The organism is Paenibacillus dendritiformis, assembly GCF_015845845.1.
GTDB classification, from domain to species: Bacteria; Bacillota; Bacilli; order Paenibacillales; family Paenibacillaceae; genus Paenibacillus_B; species Paenibacillus_B dendritiformis_C.
Window position 1 is genome coordinate 1 of record NZ_LDIG01000166.1, and the last position, 18508, is coordinate 18508.

The 18508-nt window shown below is 51.1% G+C and carries 16 protein-coding genes and 1 pseudogene; 2 read left to right on the top strand and 15 right to left on the bottom strand.

Annotated elements, in window-relative coordinates:
- The 10 genes and pseudogenes from ABD76_RS29010 to ABD76_RS16835 form a co-directional block, all read right to left on the bottom strand.
- Positions 1-237 (bottom strand): annotated as a pseudogene (locus tag ABD76_RS29010) (hypothetical protein); the annotation flags it as partial.
- 302 nt (positions 238-539) lie between these two features.
- Positions 540-1442 (bottom strand): ectoine hydroxylase, encoded by a 903-nt coding sequence (thpD, locus tag ABD76_RS16795; protein WP_197258378.1) that lies wholly within the window; start codon positions 1440-1442, stop codon positions 540-542.
- A gap of 91 nt (positions 1443-1533) precedes the next feature.
- Positions 1534-1917 (bottom strand): ectoine synthase, encoded by a 384-nt coding sequence (locus ABD76_RS16800; protein ID WP_197258379.1) that lies wholly within the window; start codon positions 1915-1917, stop codon positions 1534-1536.
- A gap of 62 nt (positions 1918-1979) precedes the next feature.
- A complete protein-coding gene (gene ectB / locus ABD76_RS16805; protein ID WP_197258380.1) occupies positions 1980-3263 on the bottom strand; it encodes a diaminobutyrate--2-oxoglutarate transaminase in 1284 nt (427 codons plus the stop codon).
- Positions 3260-3799, bottom strand: coding sequence for a diaminobutyrate acetyltransferase (gene ectA / locus ABD76_RS16810; protein ID WP_197258381.1), 540 nt, complete (start codon positions 3797-3799; stop codon positions 3260-3262). Before ectA ends, ectB begins: the two co-directional genes overlap by 4 nt.
- Before the next feature lie 2 nt (positions 3800-3801).
- Positions 3802-4668: an ectoine/hydroxyectoine ABC transporter ATP-binding protein EhuA gene (gene ehuA, locus ABD76_RS16815; RefSeq protein ID WP_197258382.1), complete on the bottom strand. Its 867-nt coding sequence runs from the start codon at positions 4666-4668 to the stop codon at positions 3802-3804.
- A 16-nt stretch (positions 4669-4684) separates the two neighbouring features.
- Entirely contained in the window at positions 4685-5335 is a 651-nt protein-coding gene (ehuD, locus tag ABD76_RS16820; protein ID WP_197258383.1) for an ectoine/hydroxyectoine ABC transporter permease subunit EhuD, read from the bottom strand.
- 3 nt (positions 5336-5338) lie between these two features.
- Positions 5339-5998 (bottom strand): ectoine/hydroxyectoine ABC transporter permease subunit EhuC, encoded by a 660-nt coding sequence (gene ehuC / locus ABD76_RS16825; protein ID WP_197258384.1) that lies wholly within the window; start codon positions 5996-5998, stop codon positions 5339-5341.
- A gap of 4 nt (positions 5999-6002) precedes the next feature.
- On the bottom strand, positions 6003-6905 hold the full coding sequence (gene ehuB / locus ABD76_RS16830) for an ectoine/hydroxyectoine ABC transporter substrate-binding protein EhuB (RefSeq protein WP_197258385.1): 903 nt from the start codon (positions 6903-6905) through the stop codon (positions 6003-6005).
- A 338-nt stretch (positions 6906-7243) separates the two neighbouring features.
- On the bottom strand, positions 7244-8137 hold the full coding sequence (locus tag ABD76_RS16835; protein WP_197258386.1) for a DUF2268 domain-containing putative Zn-dependent protease: 894 nt from the start codon (positions 8135-8137) through the stop codon (positions 7244-7246).
- A gap of 360 nt (positions 8138-8497) precedes the next feature.
- Between ABD76_RS16835 and ABD76_RS16840 the strand changes: the two genes are divergently transcribed.
- Entirely contained in the window at positions 8498-8800 is a 303-nt protein-coding gene (locus ABD76_RS16840; protein WP_197258387.1) for a hypothetical protein, read from the top strand.
- A gap of 346 nt (positions 8801-9146) precedes the next feature.
- The gene (locus ABD76_RS16845) at positions 9147-9338 is read left to right on the top strand and encodes a hypothetical protein (protein ID WP_197258388.1); all 192 of its coding nucleotides are present in this window, start codon (positions 9147-9149) and stop codon (positions 9336-9338) included.
- A 120-nt stretch (positions 9339-9458) separates the two neighbouring features.
- Here ABD76_RS16845 and ABD76_RS16850 read toward each other — a convergent pair whose 3' ends face one another.
- The 5 genes from ABD76_RS16850 to ABD76_RS16870 all read right to left on the bottom strand — a co-directional run bounded on the left by ABD76_RS16850 (position 9459) and on the right by ABD76_RS16870 (position 18499).
- Positions 9459-10373, bottom strand: coding sequence for a DUF5655 domain-containing protein (locus tag ABD76_RS16850; RefSeq protein ID WP_197258389.1), 915 nt, complete (start codon positions 10371-10373; stop codon positions 9459-9461).
- 6 nt (positions 10374-10379) lie between these two features.
- Positions 10380-12602: a DUF4145 domain-containing protein gene (locus tag ABD76_RS16855; protein ID WP_197258390.1), complete on the bottom strand. Its 2223-nt coding sequence runs from the start codon at positions 12600-12602 to the stop codon at positions 10380-10382.
- Between the two features lie 71 nt (positions 12603-12673).
- Positions 12674-15811, bottom strand: coding sequence for a type I restriction endonuclease subunit R (locus ABD76_RS16860; protein ID WP_197258391.1), 3138 nt, complete (start codon positions 15809-15811; stop codon positions 12674-12676).
- A 20-nt stretch (positions 15812-15831) separates the two neighbouring features.
- Entirely contained in the window at positions 15832-16986 is a 1155-nt protein-coding gene (locus ABD76_RS16865) for a restriction endonuclease subunit S (protein ID WP_197258392.1), read from the bottom strand.
- Positions 16976-18499 carry a class I SAM-dependent DNA methyltransferase gene (locus ABD76_RS16870; protein ID WP_197258393.1) on the bottom strand — a complete coding sequence of 508 codons (1524 nt, stop codon included), beginning with the start codon at positions 18497-18499 and terminating at the stop codon, positions 16976-16978. The genes ABD76_RS16865 and ABD76_RS16870 overlap by 11 nt, the downstream gene beginning before the upstream one ends.
- Positions 18500-18508 lie beyond the last annotated feature (9 nt).

Genomic DNA, 18508 nt, shown 5'->3' on the forward strand with positions numbered 1-18508 from the left:
CCAGTCCCAGAAATCCAGATGTCGCCAGCGCTTGATCTCACTGTCGTATGCCTTACATTCAGCGCTGCACCGCGGACAGGCAAATACTGCCCCGCGCTCAAAATCAAGATGCAAGTGCCAAGCTTGTTCCTGATCGTCAAACTCAATATGCGTCAGTTTCCATGGCTCTTCCAACTGCAATGCTACGTTAAACATGTCCATGATCAAATTGTCACTACTGCTTAATGAGGTCCACATTTATCAATCCGCTCCTATTAACGTAATACTGAGCAGTATTGACTATTTTTCTATAATTCAGACTGTAAGCCATTCAGTATAGCGAGGAGGCGGAAGATTATATATCAATTATATTATAAGATCCATATTTGGTTTTATTATTAAATTCAAGATGAAGGCCTCCGCAAGGCAATCCGTCTCCTTTTTAGGAGATTCTATTGAAAGACGACGCCCATGCCGGCCCTACGGCAAAAGAAGACCCACCGCGCGATGGGTCTTCTCCATATGAGCGAGCAAGCGATTCATCGCTCTCTCATCCTCAGCTAGAATGAACGGGCCGCAATAAAATCAGGTCTTGGCGGCTTGCCTGAGTACGGCGGTTCAAGCTGATTATCGACACTGTTATAGACAATGAATACATTGCTGCGCGGGAACGGCGTAATATTGCTGTTCGAGCCATGCATCACGTTGCAATCGAACAATAGAATGGAGCCGGCCTTGCCCGTAGGCGCCGCAATGCCGCCTTGATTGGCCAGATGTATGAGACTGTCCCGATCGGGAATGCCGTATTCCTGGCGGCGCAGCGATGACTTATAATGGTCGTACGGCGTGGCCCCGATACAGGAGACGAACGTGCGGTGCGAGCCGGGGATAACCATTAATGGACCGTTGTTCGCATTGTTCTCTTCCAGCGCGATGGAGCAGCTCAATGCCCTCATGCGCGGCATGCCGTCTTCCACATGCCATGTCTCGAAGTCGGAATGCCAGTAGAACTCTTTGCCCGTAAAGCCTTGCTTGAAATTAATGCGCGATTGGTGCACATAGACCTGACTGCCGAGAATCTGCTCCACGATCTTGATAATTCTCGGGTGATTCGCCAGCTGCTGGAATATGCCCTCCCGGTGCACGGCAAAAATCGAGCGTATCTCTTCGCTGCCCGGCTCCCGAATCACTTCCGGCTTCGCGCTGTCCTTCTGATCCTGGAACAAGCGGACCAGTTCCCGCTTCCATACCTGCACTTCGTCCTCGCTAAAGAACGAATCCAGGAACAAGTATCCGTCCGCTTCATAAGAAGCAAGCTGATCGGCCGTTATCTCCGCCTGCCCGATCGCATGGTTGTAGACAACCGGATCCTGGCGCTTCAACAATAAGGTCTCCGTATTCACTCTGGACGGATATAAATCCGGCGTTCTTGCGGCCTGCCGAGCTTGGCTTTGTCCTGTCAATATGATCAGGCTCCTTCCCTGAAAATGTATCGGCCATTCGCGTTCCGGCCTTTTTTGTCATGACACAGTCTTCGTTCATATGCGCCCGCGATTAGACTTCTAATGGATATGCCCCTTCCGCATCATGCACCTCATTGCCCGTGCAGGGCGGATTGAAGACGCACAGCATGCGCATCTGGCTCTTCCCTCTCAGCAGATGCTTCTCGTGACCATCGAGCACATATAACGTGCCAGGCTGAATCGGATAGACGGCTCCGCTCTCGACCACCTCGATTTCCCCTTCTCCTTCGATGCAGTAGACTGCCTCCACATGGTGTTTGTACCAGATTTCCGTCTCCGTGCCTGCCTTGATTAACGTATCATGCAAGGAAAAACCGACCCCGTCCTTCTTGAGCAGCAACCTGCGGCTGTTCCATGTCTCCGCCTTCACGTCCTGTTCCGTGCCGAGAATATCAGATAATTGCTTGACGATCATCGCAAATTCCTCCTAATTGTTTATATTCTCCAAAATTCCACGTGCCGTGAGAGGATGGCTGGTTACAACTCCTCCGCCATTTCCTTCACGCATGTTCGCAAAATATCCAAGCCTGCAAGCAGACCCGTGTCATCAATCGTGAGCGGCGGCATAATCTTCGCCACTTCGCTGTCTGTACCCGATGTCTCCATAATAAGCCCTTTCGCAAAGGCTCTGGCGCAGAGTCGCTCCGCCATGCCCGGGATGCCGAAGGCAATCCCCTGCATCAATCCCCGGCCTCTCGCCGTTCCTTGTAGTTCAGGATATTGTGCGACCAGCTCTTCCAAGCAAGAGCGAATGATCTTTCCTTTTGCCATGATGTCTTGCGTAAAGCGTTCATTGTTCCAATAGTCAAGTGCCTCGGCTGCGGTGATAAAAGCCAAATTATTCCCCCTGAACGTGCCATTGTGCTCGCCAGGCTCCCAGATATCCAGGTCGGGGCGGATTAACGTAAGCGCCATGGGCAGCCCGTATCCGCCTATCGATTTGGACAGACAGACGATGTCCGGCGTAATGCCCGCCCGCTCGAAGCTGAAGAAGGTCCCTGTCCTGCCGCACCCCATCTGCACATCGTCCACGATGAGCACAATCTCGTGGCTGCGGCAAATCCGCTCCAGCCGCTGCAGCCATTCATTGCTCGCCTCGTTAATCCCGCCTTCCCCTTGAACGGTCTCCACGATGATGGCGGCCGGCCGCGACACCCCGCTTCCGCTGTCATTCATATAGCATTCCATATAGTCGAGCGTATCGATATCCGGACCCAGATATCCGTCATACGGCATCGTGACCGTATGATGCAGAGGGATGCCCGCCCCTTGCCGCTTGAACTTGTTGCCCGTGACGGACAAGGCGCCAAGCGTCATTCCGTGAAAGGCATTCGTGAAGCTGAAGACGGTCGCTCGCCCCGTTGCCTTGCGCGCCAGCTTCAAGGCGCTTTCTACCGAGTTCGCCCCTGTCGGTCCAGGGAACATCACCTTGTATTCAAGTCCCCGCGGCTTCAAAATGACTTGGTGAAATTTCTGCAGAAATCGTTCCTTCGCCTTCGTGGCCATATCCAAGCTATGCGTCACGCCGTCTTGCTGAATATAGTCCAGCAGCTTCCGCTTCATCGCCCGGTTGTTATGCCCGTAGTTGAGCGCTCCGGCTCCGGCGAAAAAATCAATATATTCGCGATTGTCGGCATCCCACAGCTTATAGCCTTGCGCCTTCGTAAATACGGCCGGGAACGACCTGCAGTAGCTTCGCACCTCAGACTCCAGCGAATCGAATACTTGCAGCGATGGCGTTCTTCCATCCAATACCTTCATGTCACCGTCTCCATTCTATCGTGTGTATTGTGGCGCAATGGCCCTATGCGGATCAGCTTCTCCGTCTCATGCGCTCCTTCCGGAAACAGATGAGCGGAGAATCCCTCCTTCGTCACGAGCGCGCTTTTCCATGTTTTCGCCATCTTGGCGAACAGGCGCTGGGAAGCCGTGTTGCTCGGCGTGATCGTCGTCTCCATAAACCGCACCCGAGCTCGGCATGCCGCATCATGCAATGTGCGGAGCAGCGATTCGGCGATCCCTCTGCCTCGATAGCCGTCGCGCACCGCGATTTGCCATACGAACAACGTGTCCGGCATCTCTGGCGGCCGCAGCGCGGATACAAAACCGATAAGTTTCCGATTGTGTTCTGCCACGAAGCAGGTATCGGCGAAATATTCGCACAGCATGATGTAGCAATAGGCCGAGTTGACATCTAGCGTCCCGCTCTCTTTCGCCATCTTCCATAATTCCGTTCCATCGCCCTTCCGCGCGTTGCGGATCGTGCAGGGCAAGGAGCGCGTTACATTTGCTTCCATGCTCAGATCCCCTCCTCTTCCGCAGATGGTGAAGCTTGCTGAATTCCTCCCATATACCACGTCTGTCTGAAGCGGCTCAAAAAAGCTTGCAAACGCGGGCTCTGCGGGTTCTCGAAGATTTGCTCCGGCGTTCCCTGTTCGACGATGGACCCGCCATCCGTAAAGATGATCCGATCGGCAATCTCCCTGGCAAAATCCATTTCATGCGTGATGAGCATCATCGCCATGTCGCCTTCGGCCGCCAAGTCCTTGATGACCGCCAGCACCTCGCCGACCAGCTCCGGATCGAGCGCGGAGGTCGCTTCGTCGAATAGCATCACCTTCGGACGCATGACTACGGCTCTGGCAATCGCGACGCGCTGCTTCTGCCCGCCGGACAAGCGCGCAGGGTATTCATTCACCTTGTCTGCCAGCCCGACCTTGGCCAGCATTTCCAGCGCGCGCGCTTCGGCTTCCTCCTTGCTCCATCCCAATACGTGCACCGGCGCTTCCGTCACATTGCGCAAAATGGTCATATGCGGAAAAAGGTGAAAGTGCTGAAAGACCATGCCGATTTTTCCGCGTACGTTGTGCAGATGCTTTTCCTTCGCCGCCACAAGCTTCCCCTTCGCTTCCTGGTGCCACAGCCACTCGCCATCGACTTGAATCGTTCCCGAGGTGGGCCGCTCCAATGTCATCAGCAGGCGGGCCAGCGTCGTCTTGCCCGATCCGCTTGGGCCGATGACGGCAACCTTTTCCCCCGGATTAATGGATAGATTAATGTCCTGCAGCACGCTCACTGAGCCGTATGACTTGCAGATATCCCGATAAATGACGATTGGTTCGTGCGCCGTGTCCGGGGCCAGCGGTCTGCATGGAACGCTTTCCATCTTTGCTCTTCACCCCCTATTTGATCTGATACTTCCTCTCCAATCTGCCGACAAGCAGGGATGACGGATAGCTAAGCAGCAGAAACAATAAGCCGACCAGCGTAAAGGCTTCCAGATAACGGAATGAGCCGGAACCGATCGCTTTCGCCGTTTGCAGCAGTTCGACCAGCGTAATCGCCGATAAGACGGGAGTTTCCTTGAACATCGTAATCAAATAGTTGCCCATGACGGGAATGATGGGCGGTATGGCCTGGGGAAGGATGATGTTCGTCCATGACTTCCGCCTGCCGAAGTTAAGCGCCTTGGCCGCTTCCCATTGACCGGCGGGCACCGCCTCGATTCCCGAGCGAAATACTTCAGAAAGATAAGCGCTATAATGCAAACCCAATCCGATGACTCCGGTGACAAACGGGGAGAATGAAATGCCATAAAGCGGTAATGCGTAAAAGAGTACGAACAACTGAACGAGCAGCGGAGTGCTGCGGATGAATTCCATCCACGCATTCGCAAGCACGGATAAGGCTCGATATCGGGATCGGCGGGCAAGCGCCAACGGCAATCCGAGCAGACATGCCGCCGCAAATCCGAGCAGCGTCGCTCCGATCGTAATCGGAAGTACCTGCAGCAGTTGAGGAAGAATCTCCAATGCGTAGTCCCAACTCCACATACGCTATATCCTCCCCTTCACGGCCCTGCGCTCCAAAAAACGAATGCCGAGCGTCAAGGTATAGGCCATGATAAAATAAATCAGGAGCAATAACGCAAAAATCTGCGGCGTGCTGGAGTTGTCGAAGGAGCGTAATACCATCCCTTGGTAGGTCAAATCCATTAATGTGATGAGGTAAACAACCGATGTCCCCTTCAGCAGCTCGATAAGCAGATTGCCGAACGAAGGCAGCATGAGCGCCATCGCCTGCGGCAAAATGATTTTTCTCATCCGGAGCCACGGACTCATATTAAGCGCGATGGCCGCTTCATGCTGGCCCTTGGGCACGGACAGGATCGAACCCCGCACCACCTCGGAACCATACGCGCCATAGTTCAAGCCAAGCGCGAGCACGGCCGCGGTCATCGCCGGCATGCGGACGTCGAGCAGCATGGGCAGCGCAAAATATAACCAGAACAACTGAACCAGCAAAGAAGTTCCCCGTAACACCTCTACGTAGACCCCGCTGACAAAGCAGATGGTGCGGTACTTGGACAGGCGAGCCAATCCCGTCGCAAAAGCGCAGAAGAAGGCCAGCATCATAGAGAAGCATACAATTTGCAGCGTGACCCACGCTCCTTGCAGCAGCGCAGGCGCATATTCAAGCATGGCGGAAGTCTTCATGGCTTCACTCCTGCGACAGCCGTTCCGCCGTCATATCTCCAGGCAGCTCCTGCTCCGTGAATCCGAACGGCTCGAGCAGTTCAAGCAGCTTGCCCGACTGCTTCAACGCTTCCAGCTCTTGATTGAATGCTTCCCGGAAGTCGGCATCTTCCTTGCGGAACGCCGCCGCGCCATAGCCTCTTACGCTTTTCCCGTCAATCTCGGGCTGCTCGAAATCCATGACCCGCTCCAGTTGATCGTCCTTCGTAGAGTCAAGCATCGCCTGCAAGGATGGTCCGGTCATCGTCACCGCATCCACACGACCCGCCTGCAGCGCCGAGATGGCCGACGGTTGATCCGGCACCGTTACGATTTGTTCCTTCGCGACACCTGATTTTGCTAAATATTCGAGTTCGATGGCACCCACCATGACGGCGACTTTGACATCCTTGCTGCCGGCAATGTCCTCGTAGCTGCGCAGATTGGATGGATTCCCCTTCTTGACCGCGAGCGCCTCGCCAATGCTGTATTCGGGGTTCGCAAAGGCAACTTCCCTGCTCCGCTCGGAATTGATGAACATTCCCGCGGTGATGATGTCGAACCGCTTCGCCTTCAACCCCGGAATGAGAGAACCGAACTCCGTCAGGACGCCGTTCATCTCCTCGATGCCCATCCGTTTCAATACTTCCCGGGCCACCTCCACGGCCTCGCCCGTCAGTTGGCCATCCGGCGTGGCGTACGCATACGGCTTCTCATTCGCGAAGCCTACGGTAACATATCCTTCCCGCCTCGCTTTCTCCAAGGCCGTCTCCTGCCGGGGCGATGTTCCGCCGCCGGGTTCGGTCCGGCTATCGCCGTGCTGCGGCGCACAGCTCACCAGCAGGATGGCCAGGGCGCAGCATAATGCATACGAATACCATTTCTTCATCCGACAACTCCTTTTTCCCTTTTTTTGGGGCCCTATTCAAGGGTAACATGTTCCTGCCTGTATCTCACCCTTGATATTCCCACTTTATTCCTCCTCAGCCCTCCTGACCCGGGAACAGGGGAGATTAGAGAGAGGTTCCAAAAAATCCCTCCGATATCCTTCCCTATAGGGCATGATATGAATTTTAAAAATCCGCTCTCGGAAGAGAAAAATAAATAAAAAACCGCAACAGAAAAACGTTCATTCACTGATTTCACAGAAAATGAACGTTTTTCGCCTATATTAGACAAATTCAGACCTTCGTTTGCTTGCAAAATAGAAAAAGCGGAAATCCATCCTTAGAACAAGCCGCATTCCCGCACAATGTCCCAGCTATCCAGCGTCGTCGCCTCGGCCGCGGTCATGCCGGTGCGCGCGAGGAATGACTGGACGGCCCGGTATCCGACGGCATATCCGGAGCATTCCGACAGGCCCGCCGGCGGAAAGCCCTGCGCCCGCGCGATCTCGTCGCCGAACATATAGGCGGCCACTTCGGCGAATCCCTTCATCGTGAGCCGTTCCCCAATCACCTCGATCGAATAAGCGAGATCCTCTTCGTCGAACGAGGCGACCCACGGCCCAAGATGCTCCTCCCCATACATCTCCTTGGCGAACGATTCGGCCAATCCTTCAATGACGAGGTATTCGCCCAGCGTCACATTGCCGTGATCCCAATCGGTGTAAGAGAAGCGGAGATTGTGGTGGAATTCATGAGCCAAGATCGACGGCAGCCGAGGCAGGTTATATTCCGTCGGGTACACGATAATCTGGATATACCCGGGGATGCCGCCGAAGCCGGTGTAGCTGCGCTGCAGGCGAAGCTTGTCCGGATCGGCGAGGAAGAACCCGCACAGGATCTCATCCGCCTTCACCTTCAGTCCAAAGCGGCCGGCATAGGCGGCACACTGCTCCAGCACTTGCTGCGCCTTCTCCGGCCAGCCCTGCTCCCGCAGCGTCTTCACCGCAGGCTGCCCAAGGTCATCGCGTGCGGCATCGAGGCAGCCGAGCATCCCGGCGGCCATCACGACATCATATCCGCCGGGCTGCGCCGCCTTGAGCGGCACCTGTATCGTCGTCCACATCGGCTCGAACGGCTGCATCAGCTCATACCGGAACAACTGCTCCCGCTTGGCTGCCGGTTGATCATACATTCGTTCATACATGGCCATCGTGTCGATGACGTTTATTTTCATGGTGAATCCCTCCTGTTATGTCGCACCGTTGCAGTCGTTGATGCAGAGACTGCGCATCTGCAGCTCTGGCTTCGCAACTGCAGCTTTGGCTGCGCATCTGTAGCTCTTACTGCGCTTCTGTAGCTCTTACTGCGCATCACCGCGCTGAACTGGCGTCTCCTATGCAGTGTACGGGGTGACGCAACGAGAGGGTCAAGCCGGAAAATGCGGAATGGCGGGAAGCGATAGCCCGGATGTTATATAATGAGGAGTAGAATGAAGGAGTGCTTGCTTGCTCCGCAGCGGGTACCTTCCGTTCCTGAGGAAGATGCCCGGGACACGGCTTGCGGTAGCACTTCAGAGCAATAAGGATGGTGTATGATGGCCTTCGGCATATCCCGCACGGAGCTCAACGAGTGGAAGCGTCGCGTTGCTCGCGGGGAAATCGCTTTTTTGACGCATTATTGGCAGGATGAACGCTTCCCGGGAATCACGACCGTCACCAAGGTCGGATGTGCCGACATGGCCCGCCTGACCGCCTGGTGCGTAAAGCATGGCCTGAACCCGCGCTATATCCATGCCCGCCGCCCCTTTCCCCACTTTGATCTCATCGGCCCGCGCCAGCGGGAGATTCTGCGGCAGGAGCGGCAATGGGAGCACCTCGAACGGTTCCGGCTGACATAGAACAAGCGGGGCGCCTCATGCGCCCCGCTTCAGACTGTCGGCAAAGTCCTGTCGACAGTCTTTTTTCTTATGAAGGGCGGGGCCAGGAAAGGCAGGGCAGGTCAGGCTAGGTTAGAGCAAACTGCTCCACATGAAAAATGCTGCACCAGCGCAGCATTTTTCATCTTAAGAAGCTAAATTCCGAGAAAATCCTGCAAAATTACATCATTTTCCCATTTTGGACGCAATCTATAGCTTGCCGCAGCGGAATTGCTGTATTTTTGCAGCAATCCTAATTTCGCATACTCGTGTCAATGAAATTGCTGCATTATTGCAGTATTGGCGAGCAGGATGCGGCAAGCTGCGTATGGTGGAGCAGGCTGCGGGCAAGCCACGTATGGCCGAGCAAGCTGCGGCAAGCTGCGTATTGGCGGAGCAGATTACGGCAAGCCACGTATGGGCCGAAGCAGGCTGCGGCAATCGCTCGACCGATGGCGCCTGCCCGCGAACCGGTCCTGCGTCACTGCCTCAATCGTTACGGCCCGAGGGAAAGCGGTGATCTGGAAGTTCGAGTATCTAGCCTCATCCGTCAACCTATCTTTTATCTTGTAGTGATTGAAAAACAGAGAGTCCAATTGGAATAACTTCAACTGATCTCCCTGTCATGTATACGTCTGCTTCAACTCATCTCATAGCTTCGCTGAATCAACTCTTTCGCTCGTTCCAGTTGTTCATCATTAGCGATCGTTATCTCTAAATCTCCCGTCCCGTAATGGCCAATTTGGCGCACATCTCTCGTAAAGGATGGTTCCAGTTCAACCGAATCGGGATTGACTTTCACATATACGGAAATGCACTTGGTTTGCGGGTGAATCTCAACACATGCAAAATTTTTTATCCGTTTGAACGCAAAGTAATGCTTCAGCGTGTTCATTTGTACATCGTCTCCAAGCGCTATCATAAAGGCACGCAACGCTTCAAAACGATTCGTCAGTTCCTCGCTTGCTTGGGCAAGGTACTCGGAAACTGTCTTGGACGAAGATGGGGTCTTGGCTTCCAGAAGTTCCCCGTCCTCCGTTTCGAAATGAGCCGTTGTTGCATTCACCAAATCGAGCAGTAGCAGATCGTCACCATACCGTTTATATGTATATAATTCAATATTGCGATTAATCTGCTGTACAGCATGTTCATCGTACTTGGTAAATCCTCCAGCTACACATAGAAGTCTTGGAGCGCTCCAATCGACGGATTGGGCTATCTCATGACCTAGACGATTCATGACCAGTACCACGAAGTCCGCTTGGTGATCCATCAGCCAATCCAGATAATACAAGCCTTGGTTGATCACATTTTCATTCGTGGAGCGCTTGTATTCAATAATAACCGGAGAGTTATTCTCATCAATGCCGAGCGTGTCGATTCTTCCCCGATGCTTCTTGCCCGTAGAATATTCGGAAACCAGGAATCGAATGCCCAACAACGCCTCCAAGTTTCGCTCCATCAAGGTTTGCAATGATTTTTCTACCGTTACTGTATATCCGCTTAACTCTTCTACTGCATTGCCTACGAGCCGAAATAATTTCATGTCTCCCATCGAGCATCAGGTTCCTTTCCTCCGGTCAAAATACCAGCACAGCCGGTACTCGCAAATCTCCCTGGTCCACGAATATAATCGTTTCTGATCCGTTTCCTTAGTCTTAAGGCGTATCTCGAAACTGCCATCTGAAATGCGAATCAGGCTACTCCCCTTCCCCCAGTGAGCCATCGGCATACGAGCTATAAGTTGGGCAGTACGTTCTAACGGAGCGTCCCATAGTTTTTTCGTCTCGTTATCCGAGAAGTCAATCTGTTTGCGTTCTGGGTCGCTCATATAATACCCATAAAAGAATGGGGCAGCTTCTTCCGCAGTAATCGGCTTCATCCAGCCGCCTTCGCCTCGTTCAAGCATGGCAAGCAACAGTACCATCTTATAGCTCTTTCGGATAATTGTACTTTCTACTTCTTTTAGCCAATCTGCATGTCTTCTTGCCGTTCCCGCTTCTTCCTTGGTGAGCTCACCTGCTTGCAGCAAGAACGTATAATAGGAATCGAATAACTGCCGATATTCTTGACTATCCGCCTTTCCAAGTCGATGCAGTTCCATGTACGTAGGTCGGCGACCCAACCGCTTTTTGAGTTCGCGATAGGCGCCCACCGCATGTTCTTTTCGTTTACCTGATCCTATTAGACGCTTCTCTTCCGCAATCGCATCCTCCAATTGATTGACGAAACGATCAATTGTCTTTGGTCCGACACCGCTTATCTTCTCCGTCAAATTCGAAAGATCTTCAGGAAGCTCATGAATCGCCGTTACGTTGCATTCATCCTTCAGATATTGCATCAAGCTCGCACAACCATTAATAGGCAGGTCATCAAGACCCATGTCTATCATTGACGCTGGAAAGATCAGTTCCTTGTTGAGAAAAGACTTCCGTAATTCGGTTCTTTCTTCATTGACGGTCTCTAAGTCTTGCGTAGATTGCATTGTTTGTTCACTTATAGATTCTCCTTGAGACGGTGGTACGTTATGTACTGTCGACGGCTCGCCAAACTGCACTAGAGACGGAACCTGCACCCTTTGCGGTTCTTCGGACTGTATTTCTCTTGGTACTTCCGAATTCACCTCGAACGGACCTGTCACTTGCGTTTGCGTTTCGGTCTGTTCTGCTACTTTAGGCGCTGAGCAATGCCCTTGCCCGGCACGTTCACACGTTACCGTGTTCTTTGTTATGCCAGCTTTCCCAGATGATACAACATCAGCACTGAATTCCTGCGTAACCGCTACGTCCTTATTGCTCCCCTCTTCAGCCGGGAGGCTGACCCAGCGCGATTGGGACGGGTTTTTCCCGATCATGAACCAAGCAGACTTCCGCTTCGTCGACTGACTGCCGTTCTTGGCATATTTGAAAAAGATCCCTTGCGGCTTGAGAGAGAACAACGCTTCCTTCAGCTCCCAGCCGCCGACAATCCACAGTGCCCCGCCATTAGGCCGCTTGTCGACCACCGTCAGTCCTTGATGGGAGAGGTAATCGCCCACTTCTACCGACTTGCCCACTTCCGGGACTGGAGGTTGCTCTGAAGCCAACTCCTCTGGCGCAGCTGCTTCCACGCTCGCAACAACAGCATTCATTTCCTGCGGCGACATCCCCACGGAAGCCGCCATGTCAGCAGCCTCTTCCCCGGGTAACGATGCACCTGCAGAGACAGAAGCATTCATCCCAGCAACTTGGCTAATCGTCGCATGCAAATGCTTAAACTGCTCCGTAATTGTCGGCAAAATCTGTGCTTCCACCTGTGCACTCAATAACTGCTTCAGTTGCTCGCTCACTTCGAACCTTGGTTCTACCTGTGTGTTCGCCGGGTTCGAAGGCATGGTTGGCATGATATAAGTCGGAAGTTCAATCTCTAGCGGCCCATACGATTCCACATACCATAAAGCTAACGTAAATAAATGCCGGTGAGCGGTTAAGGCCAGATCCGGCGGTACGGGCTTCACATCATGGGCAGCCATGTTCCCATTCCTACGCAACCAATCGAAGCTCTCTTTGATCTCATCCGATATGATATCTTTGCGGGCTAATAACTGCACACGTTCGCTCGGCTTTATAAAATAAACGGGCTCCACCTTCTCCTGCTTAGACACCATCGTCGCCATTTCTTCGCTAAATAATCTGCCCTGGGTAAGGGTCGCGCGCGGGTTGCTCCACACATCCGCCTCTGCTTGTATCGCTACGGCATAGAGCTCCTCGCTCACCTCACCCAAAAATGCAAATAGTGATGCCATAGGGAGTTGTGTAACCTCCTCTCTTAAAAATTTTTATAGATGATCATATTATCATATTAAAGATTACATTTTTAATAGTAGAATTCTTCTAACTCAGACTTCCCCATTACTTCCGCCTGCTCAATCACGAGATCAATCGCCATTTGTTCAAGATCCGGCGGATATCCGTATTTCTTCAGTAGTCTCTTCACAATGACTCTCATCTGTGCCCGGACATTCTCACGCAATGCCCAGTCCACCTTAATATTGCTCTTAATCGCTTGTGTCAACTCATGCGCAATCTGCTTCAATACGATGTCACCCATCATCTGCTTCGCGGATTCATTGGAAGCAAGCGCATCATAGAATGCAAGTTCTTCCTTAATAAGACCGAGATCTTCACCGCGCTTGACAGCAGCATTCATCTCCTTCGCCATCTGGATCAACTCTTCGATCACCTGAGTCGTCTCGATCGTACGATTATTATATTTCCGAATCGCTTCATCCAGCATCTCGGAGAATTTGCGAGACTGAACCACACTGGTGCGGGAGACAGCTTTCACCTTACCTTGAAGCAGGCGTCGTAAAAGTTCAACAGCCAGGTTCTTCTGCTTCAAGCCTTTTACATGCTCCAAAAACTCATTGGATAATATCGCGATATTCGGCTTTTGTAAGCCTACCGCTTCCAATATATCTACGACTTCTTCCGAAATCACTGACTTCGAGATCAACTGATTTAACTGGGCATCCAGTTCGCTGGTAGTCTTCCTTTTGTTCTCAGGCGTAATCAACTTCACGATTCCCGACTTGACGGCCTTATAGAAGCTGATTTCCACATTCAATTGCTCTGCCGTTTCCGTCGTCGCACAGAGCGCATAAGAGTGCGCCAACTCTACTGTCCAATTCAGGAAATTACGCTTATCTTCTTTGCCTAGACCAAGAACGTAGTCTACGGTCTCCACAATAGCCTGCATCCGTTCCGAAGCTTTCTCCGATGCAAACTTCGTATAGTTGTGACCATATAATAGCTCACGGATTAACTGGATTCTCTCTACCATATAATCGACGGCCCGATCCGTATCAATGCCTGCTGTCTTGCGATCATTTTCGGTATATTGCTGTAATGCCGATTTGAGGCTATCCGCTATACCGATATAATCGACGATAAGTCCGCCTGGTTTATTGCCGAATACCCGGTTGACGCGGGCGATGGCCTGCATGAGATTGTGCCCCTTCATCGGCTTGTCGATATACATCGTACTCATGCTCGGAACATCGAAGCCAGTCAGCCACATATCGCGGACGATGACAATTTGCAGAGGATCGTTCAAGTCCTTCATTCGTTTTGCCAAATGCTCACGACGGCGCTTGTTCCCGATATACGGCTGCCATTCTTCGGGATCACTGGAGCTGCCTGTCATGACGATCTTGATCTTGCCTTCATTGTCATCATCACTATGCCATTCCGGACGAAGCGCAATAATCGCCTTGTACAGATCAATCGCAATCCGTCGGGACATGACGGCGATCATCGCCTTACCTGCCATCGCTCCCTGCCGTTGTTCGTAGTGGGTCACGATATCTTTCGCTATTTTGTTGACACGTTTTTCCGCGCCCGCTAAGGCTTCGAGTCGGGCCCACTTCGACTTCAGCTTCTGTTGCTGGCTGAACTCTTGATATTCCGTGATTTCCTCGTAGTCATCATCAATCCGCGGACGCTCTTCATCGGATAACTCCAAGCGAGCAATACGGCTTTCATAGTAAATTTTAACCGTTGTCCCATCTTCAACTGCACGCGTCATGTCGTACACATCGATATAATCGCCAAATACAGCTGGCGTATTTTTATCCGCTAGTTCAATCGGGGTCCCCGTGTATCCAATATAAGATGCGTTCGGCAACGCATCGCGCATATATTTCGCGTAACCATACTTAATAGCCGCTTCATCGTCTTTGCCTACCATTTCGGCATGGAATCCATATTGACTGCGATGGGCTTCATCCGCGATAACGATGACATTCCGGCGATCCGTCAGGACAGGATATGCTGCCTCATCTTCCTCTGGAGTGAATTTATGTACGGTAGTGAAGATGATGCCCCCAGATTCTACCGCCAGCAAGTCTCGCAAATGCGCCCGATCCTTAGCCTGCTGCGGTATCTGCCTAAGCAGATCCTTCGACTTGCTGAATGTAGCGAAGAGCTGATCATCTAGGTCGTTACGATCGGTCACGACGACGATTGTTGGATTGTCTAAGGACAGCACGAGTTTGCCTGCATAGAACACCATCGACAAGCTCTTGCCAGAACCTTGCGTATGCCAGATCACCCCGATCTTGCGATCCCCTTCTTGCAGTGTCGCGCGCTTCGTACTCTCGATCGCTTTATTAGTCGCATGATACTGATGGTATCCCGCTACAATCTTGTAAATATGTTGGCCATCTGTCTGGAACAAGACGAAGTGCTTGATGATATCCAGTAAACGATGTTTCTCGAACATCCCCTTAATTAATACTTCCAGTTGTGGAATCGAGGAGGCGGCTACATCCTTACCGTCGATCGTCCGCCACATCATGAACCGATCCTCATCTGCTGTCAGCGTTCCGACTCTCGCGTTCACTCCATCACTAATAACCATGAAAGAGTTATAGGTAAATAGCGACGAAATCGCGTGCTTATATGTCTGTACTTGATTATAAGCGTCGCTGATCCCGACTTCTTCATTGGAGGCGCTCTTCAGCTCAATGACAGCAAGCGGCAGTCCGTTGACGAATACAACGATGTCCGGCCGCTTCTCCGTCTGATGTTCGATGACCGTAAACTGATTCACAACGAGAAAGTCATTGTTATGAATTCGATCGGGATGAGTATCGAAGATCCAGACTTTCGCCGTTGGGTAATCTCCGTCGGCATTGCGATATTGCACGTCAATCCCATCGGTGATCATTTTCTGAAATGCCTTATTGTTGATTAACAGACTTGGGCTGCGCGGAATCGTAATGATCCGTACCGCTTCCTCTATGGCTTCTCGCGGTACCTGCTTATTAATGCGAATGAGAGCATCGCGAAGCCGCTCCTCCAAGATCACATCCTGATAGTACTGTCGTTCCGGATACTCGCCTTCCGGGGAGATATCAGGACCATAAGCCTTGTCATAGTTCAGTTCCTCAAACCATTCCAGCGCGGCTTGCTCGAGATCGCTCTCTGCATAGGAAACCGTATATAGCGCCATGTCTCAACCTCCTGAAGTAGTTAAGCCTGATCTAGCGGTACGCGAATCTCTCCCGACATGAGCTTGGGGAGAAGGGTGTCGCGGATGTTTATTAATGAAACATTTTGTTTAGCGGTATTAAATATTTGCCCATCAATGTTAATGACAATATTCTCAAATTCTCTAACTATAGATCTATTTGGGACAATCACTTTAATATTCTCTAATTCTTTTTTTGTAATTGAGTTAAATATTGTTCCAGAACCATGCTGATCTTCTATAGCAAATATCCTTTTTAATAGGTAATATACAAATGAATTACATTTTTCTTTAGAACTTATCGCTCCAAGGCCCCTTCCAATAATAATATCTTCATCTGCTATATTAAGTCTGCCTACAGGAGCACGTACACTTATTAGAATACTGCCTTTCTTAGCTACTCTTAGTGCTTGAGTACAATAAGTATTGTGTGTCGGAAATCTGCTACCGTAATTAGAAACTCCCTGATGAAAAGGAAGCCCCTCTCCAAGGGTATTATAGAATTCTGATTTAGGGGACTGTCCCATCAAGACATTTGTTATTTCACTTAACGGTGCTATTCTCCACTTCTTAGGAATCAACCCCAACTCACTTTCTTCAAACTCACCGCCGCTGGACTTATAAGGCTCTCCGTTTTCATTAGGAAATTCGTAATCCACAAACCAACGTTTAAATATAGCTTGTGCCATTTCTTCAAGATTTTTGTTGATGGTGTTGTTGAGTTCGATTTTGTCGTCAATTGCACACAATATTGCTTCGATTTCAACTTGTTCAGAGAATGCTGGGATTCCCACAACTATCTCTTTTATGATTGATTGTGTCAAAAGTGGTTGGGAACTTCCAACTCGTAAATTGTGTAAATCCAAACTCCGTAATTTATAGTACAAAAATTTCCCCGAGTTTCCCTCCAAAGGTTTCGCACCAATTGCATTATCCGATATCCAACAAGGTCGGTTTTCGTAGTATACATTCCCACAATAAGCCCCAACACGTCCAATTATTATTATTTCCCCTTGTGAATTGCTGATCTCAGTAAAATCCATTATCCCGTTTCCTCCATAAACCGGGATTTTCCCATTCTCCAAAGGTCTTTTTTTCCCATTAGAAAAAGCAAGAATATCTTCTAATTTAACCTTTTTCCATCCCTCAAAACTCAAACCCGATCCCCCCAAGCTGCTTGCGAATCTCGTCTTCCAGCTGCCGCGACTTCGCGAACTGTTCCGCCAGCTCCGATGTCAGGCGCGCCATCTTATCCTCGAACGGCTCGCTATCCTCCTCCACATCTTCAATGCCGACATATCGACCCGGTGTCAATATATATTCATGCTCCTGCACTTCCTCCAGCTTCGCTGCCTTGCAGAAGCCCTTCACATCTTCATACGTTCCCGCTTCTGGTTGTCCGCGCCACGCATGATACGTATCTGCTACCTTCTTCATATCTTCTGCACTAAGCTCACGATGTGTTCGATCCACCATATGTCCCATTTTGCGAGCATCAATGAACAAAATCTCGCCTCTGCGGTCGCGCAACCCGCGTGGAGTCTTATTCTTCGCCAGGAACCAGAGACATACCGGAATTTGCGTCGAATAGAACAACTGCCCAGGGAGCGTCACAATACAGTCCACGAGATCGGCGTTCACCAGTTTGCTGCGGATTTCGAATTCTGCCGTCGTGCTGGTCGACATCGAACCATTCGCTAGTACAAATCCCGCAATGCCGTTAGGAGCCAGCTTGTTCACCATATGTTGAATCCATGCATAGTTCGCATTCCCCACAGGAGGAACGCCAAACGTCCAACGTGCATCTTCCGTCAGCCGGTCGCCGCCCCAATCGCTAATGTTAAACGGCGGATTGGCAAGAATGTAGTCAGCCTTCAGGCTCTTGTGAAGATCATTATGGAATGTATCCGCATGACTCTCCCCCAAGTTGCTGTCAATGCCGCGAATCGCCAAGTTCATCTTACAGAGACGCCATGTCGTTGGATTCGATTCTTGACCATATACCGCAATATCTCCACGCTTCCCGTGATGCTCTTCGACGAACTTCTCGCTTTGCACGAACATACCGCCCGAGCCACAGCAAGGGTCGTACACCCGGCCTTTGTATGGTTCAATCATCGCAACAAGCAACCGCACGACACTGGAAGGCGTATAGAACTCCCCTCCGTTCTTCCCTTCCGCGCTTGCGAATTTGCTGAGGAAATATTCATATACCCGCCCAAGTACGTCTTGGGAACGACTCTCTTCGTCCCCCACCTTAAAAGAGAACAAGTCAATGACTTCGCCTAATCGGGTTTTGTCCAGTGCAGGTCTTGCGTAATCCTTCGGCAATACCCCTTTCAGAGAAGGGTTCTCTCGTTCGATTTCCATCATCGCTTGGTCGATTATTTGTCCGATTTCGGGTTTTTTGGCGTTATCCTTAATATTTTTCCATCTCGCATCCTTCGGCACCCAGAATATATTCGCGGCCAGATACTCATCCCGGTCTTCCGGGTCGGCATATGGTTCATTCTTCAATGCTTCATACTTCTCTTCAAATGCATCCGATACATACTTGAGAAACAACAGCCCCAGTACGACATGCTTGTACTCTGCAGCATCCATGCTTCCTCGCAGTTTATCCGCCATACTCCATAGCTTCTCTTCAAATCCAAGATTGGCTGTAGCCATGATGTTTCA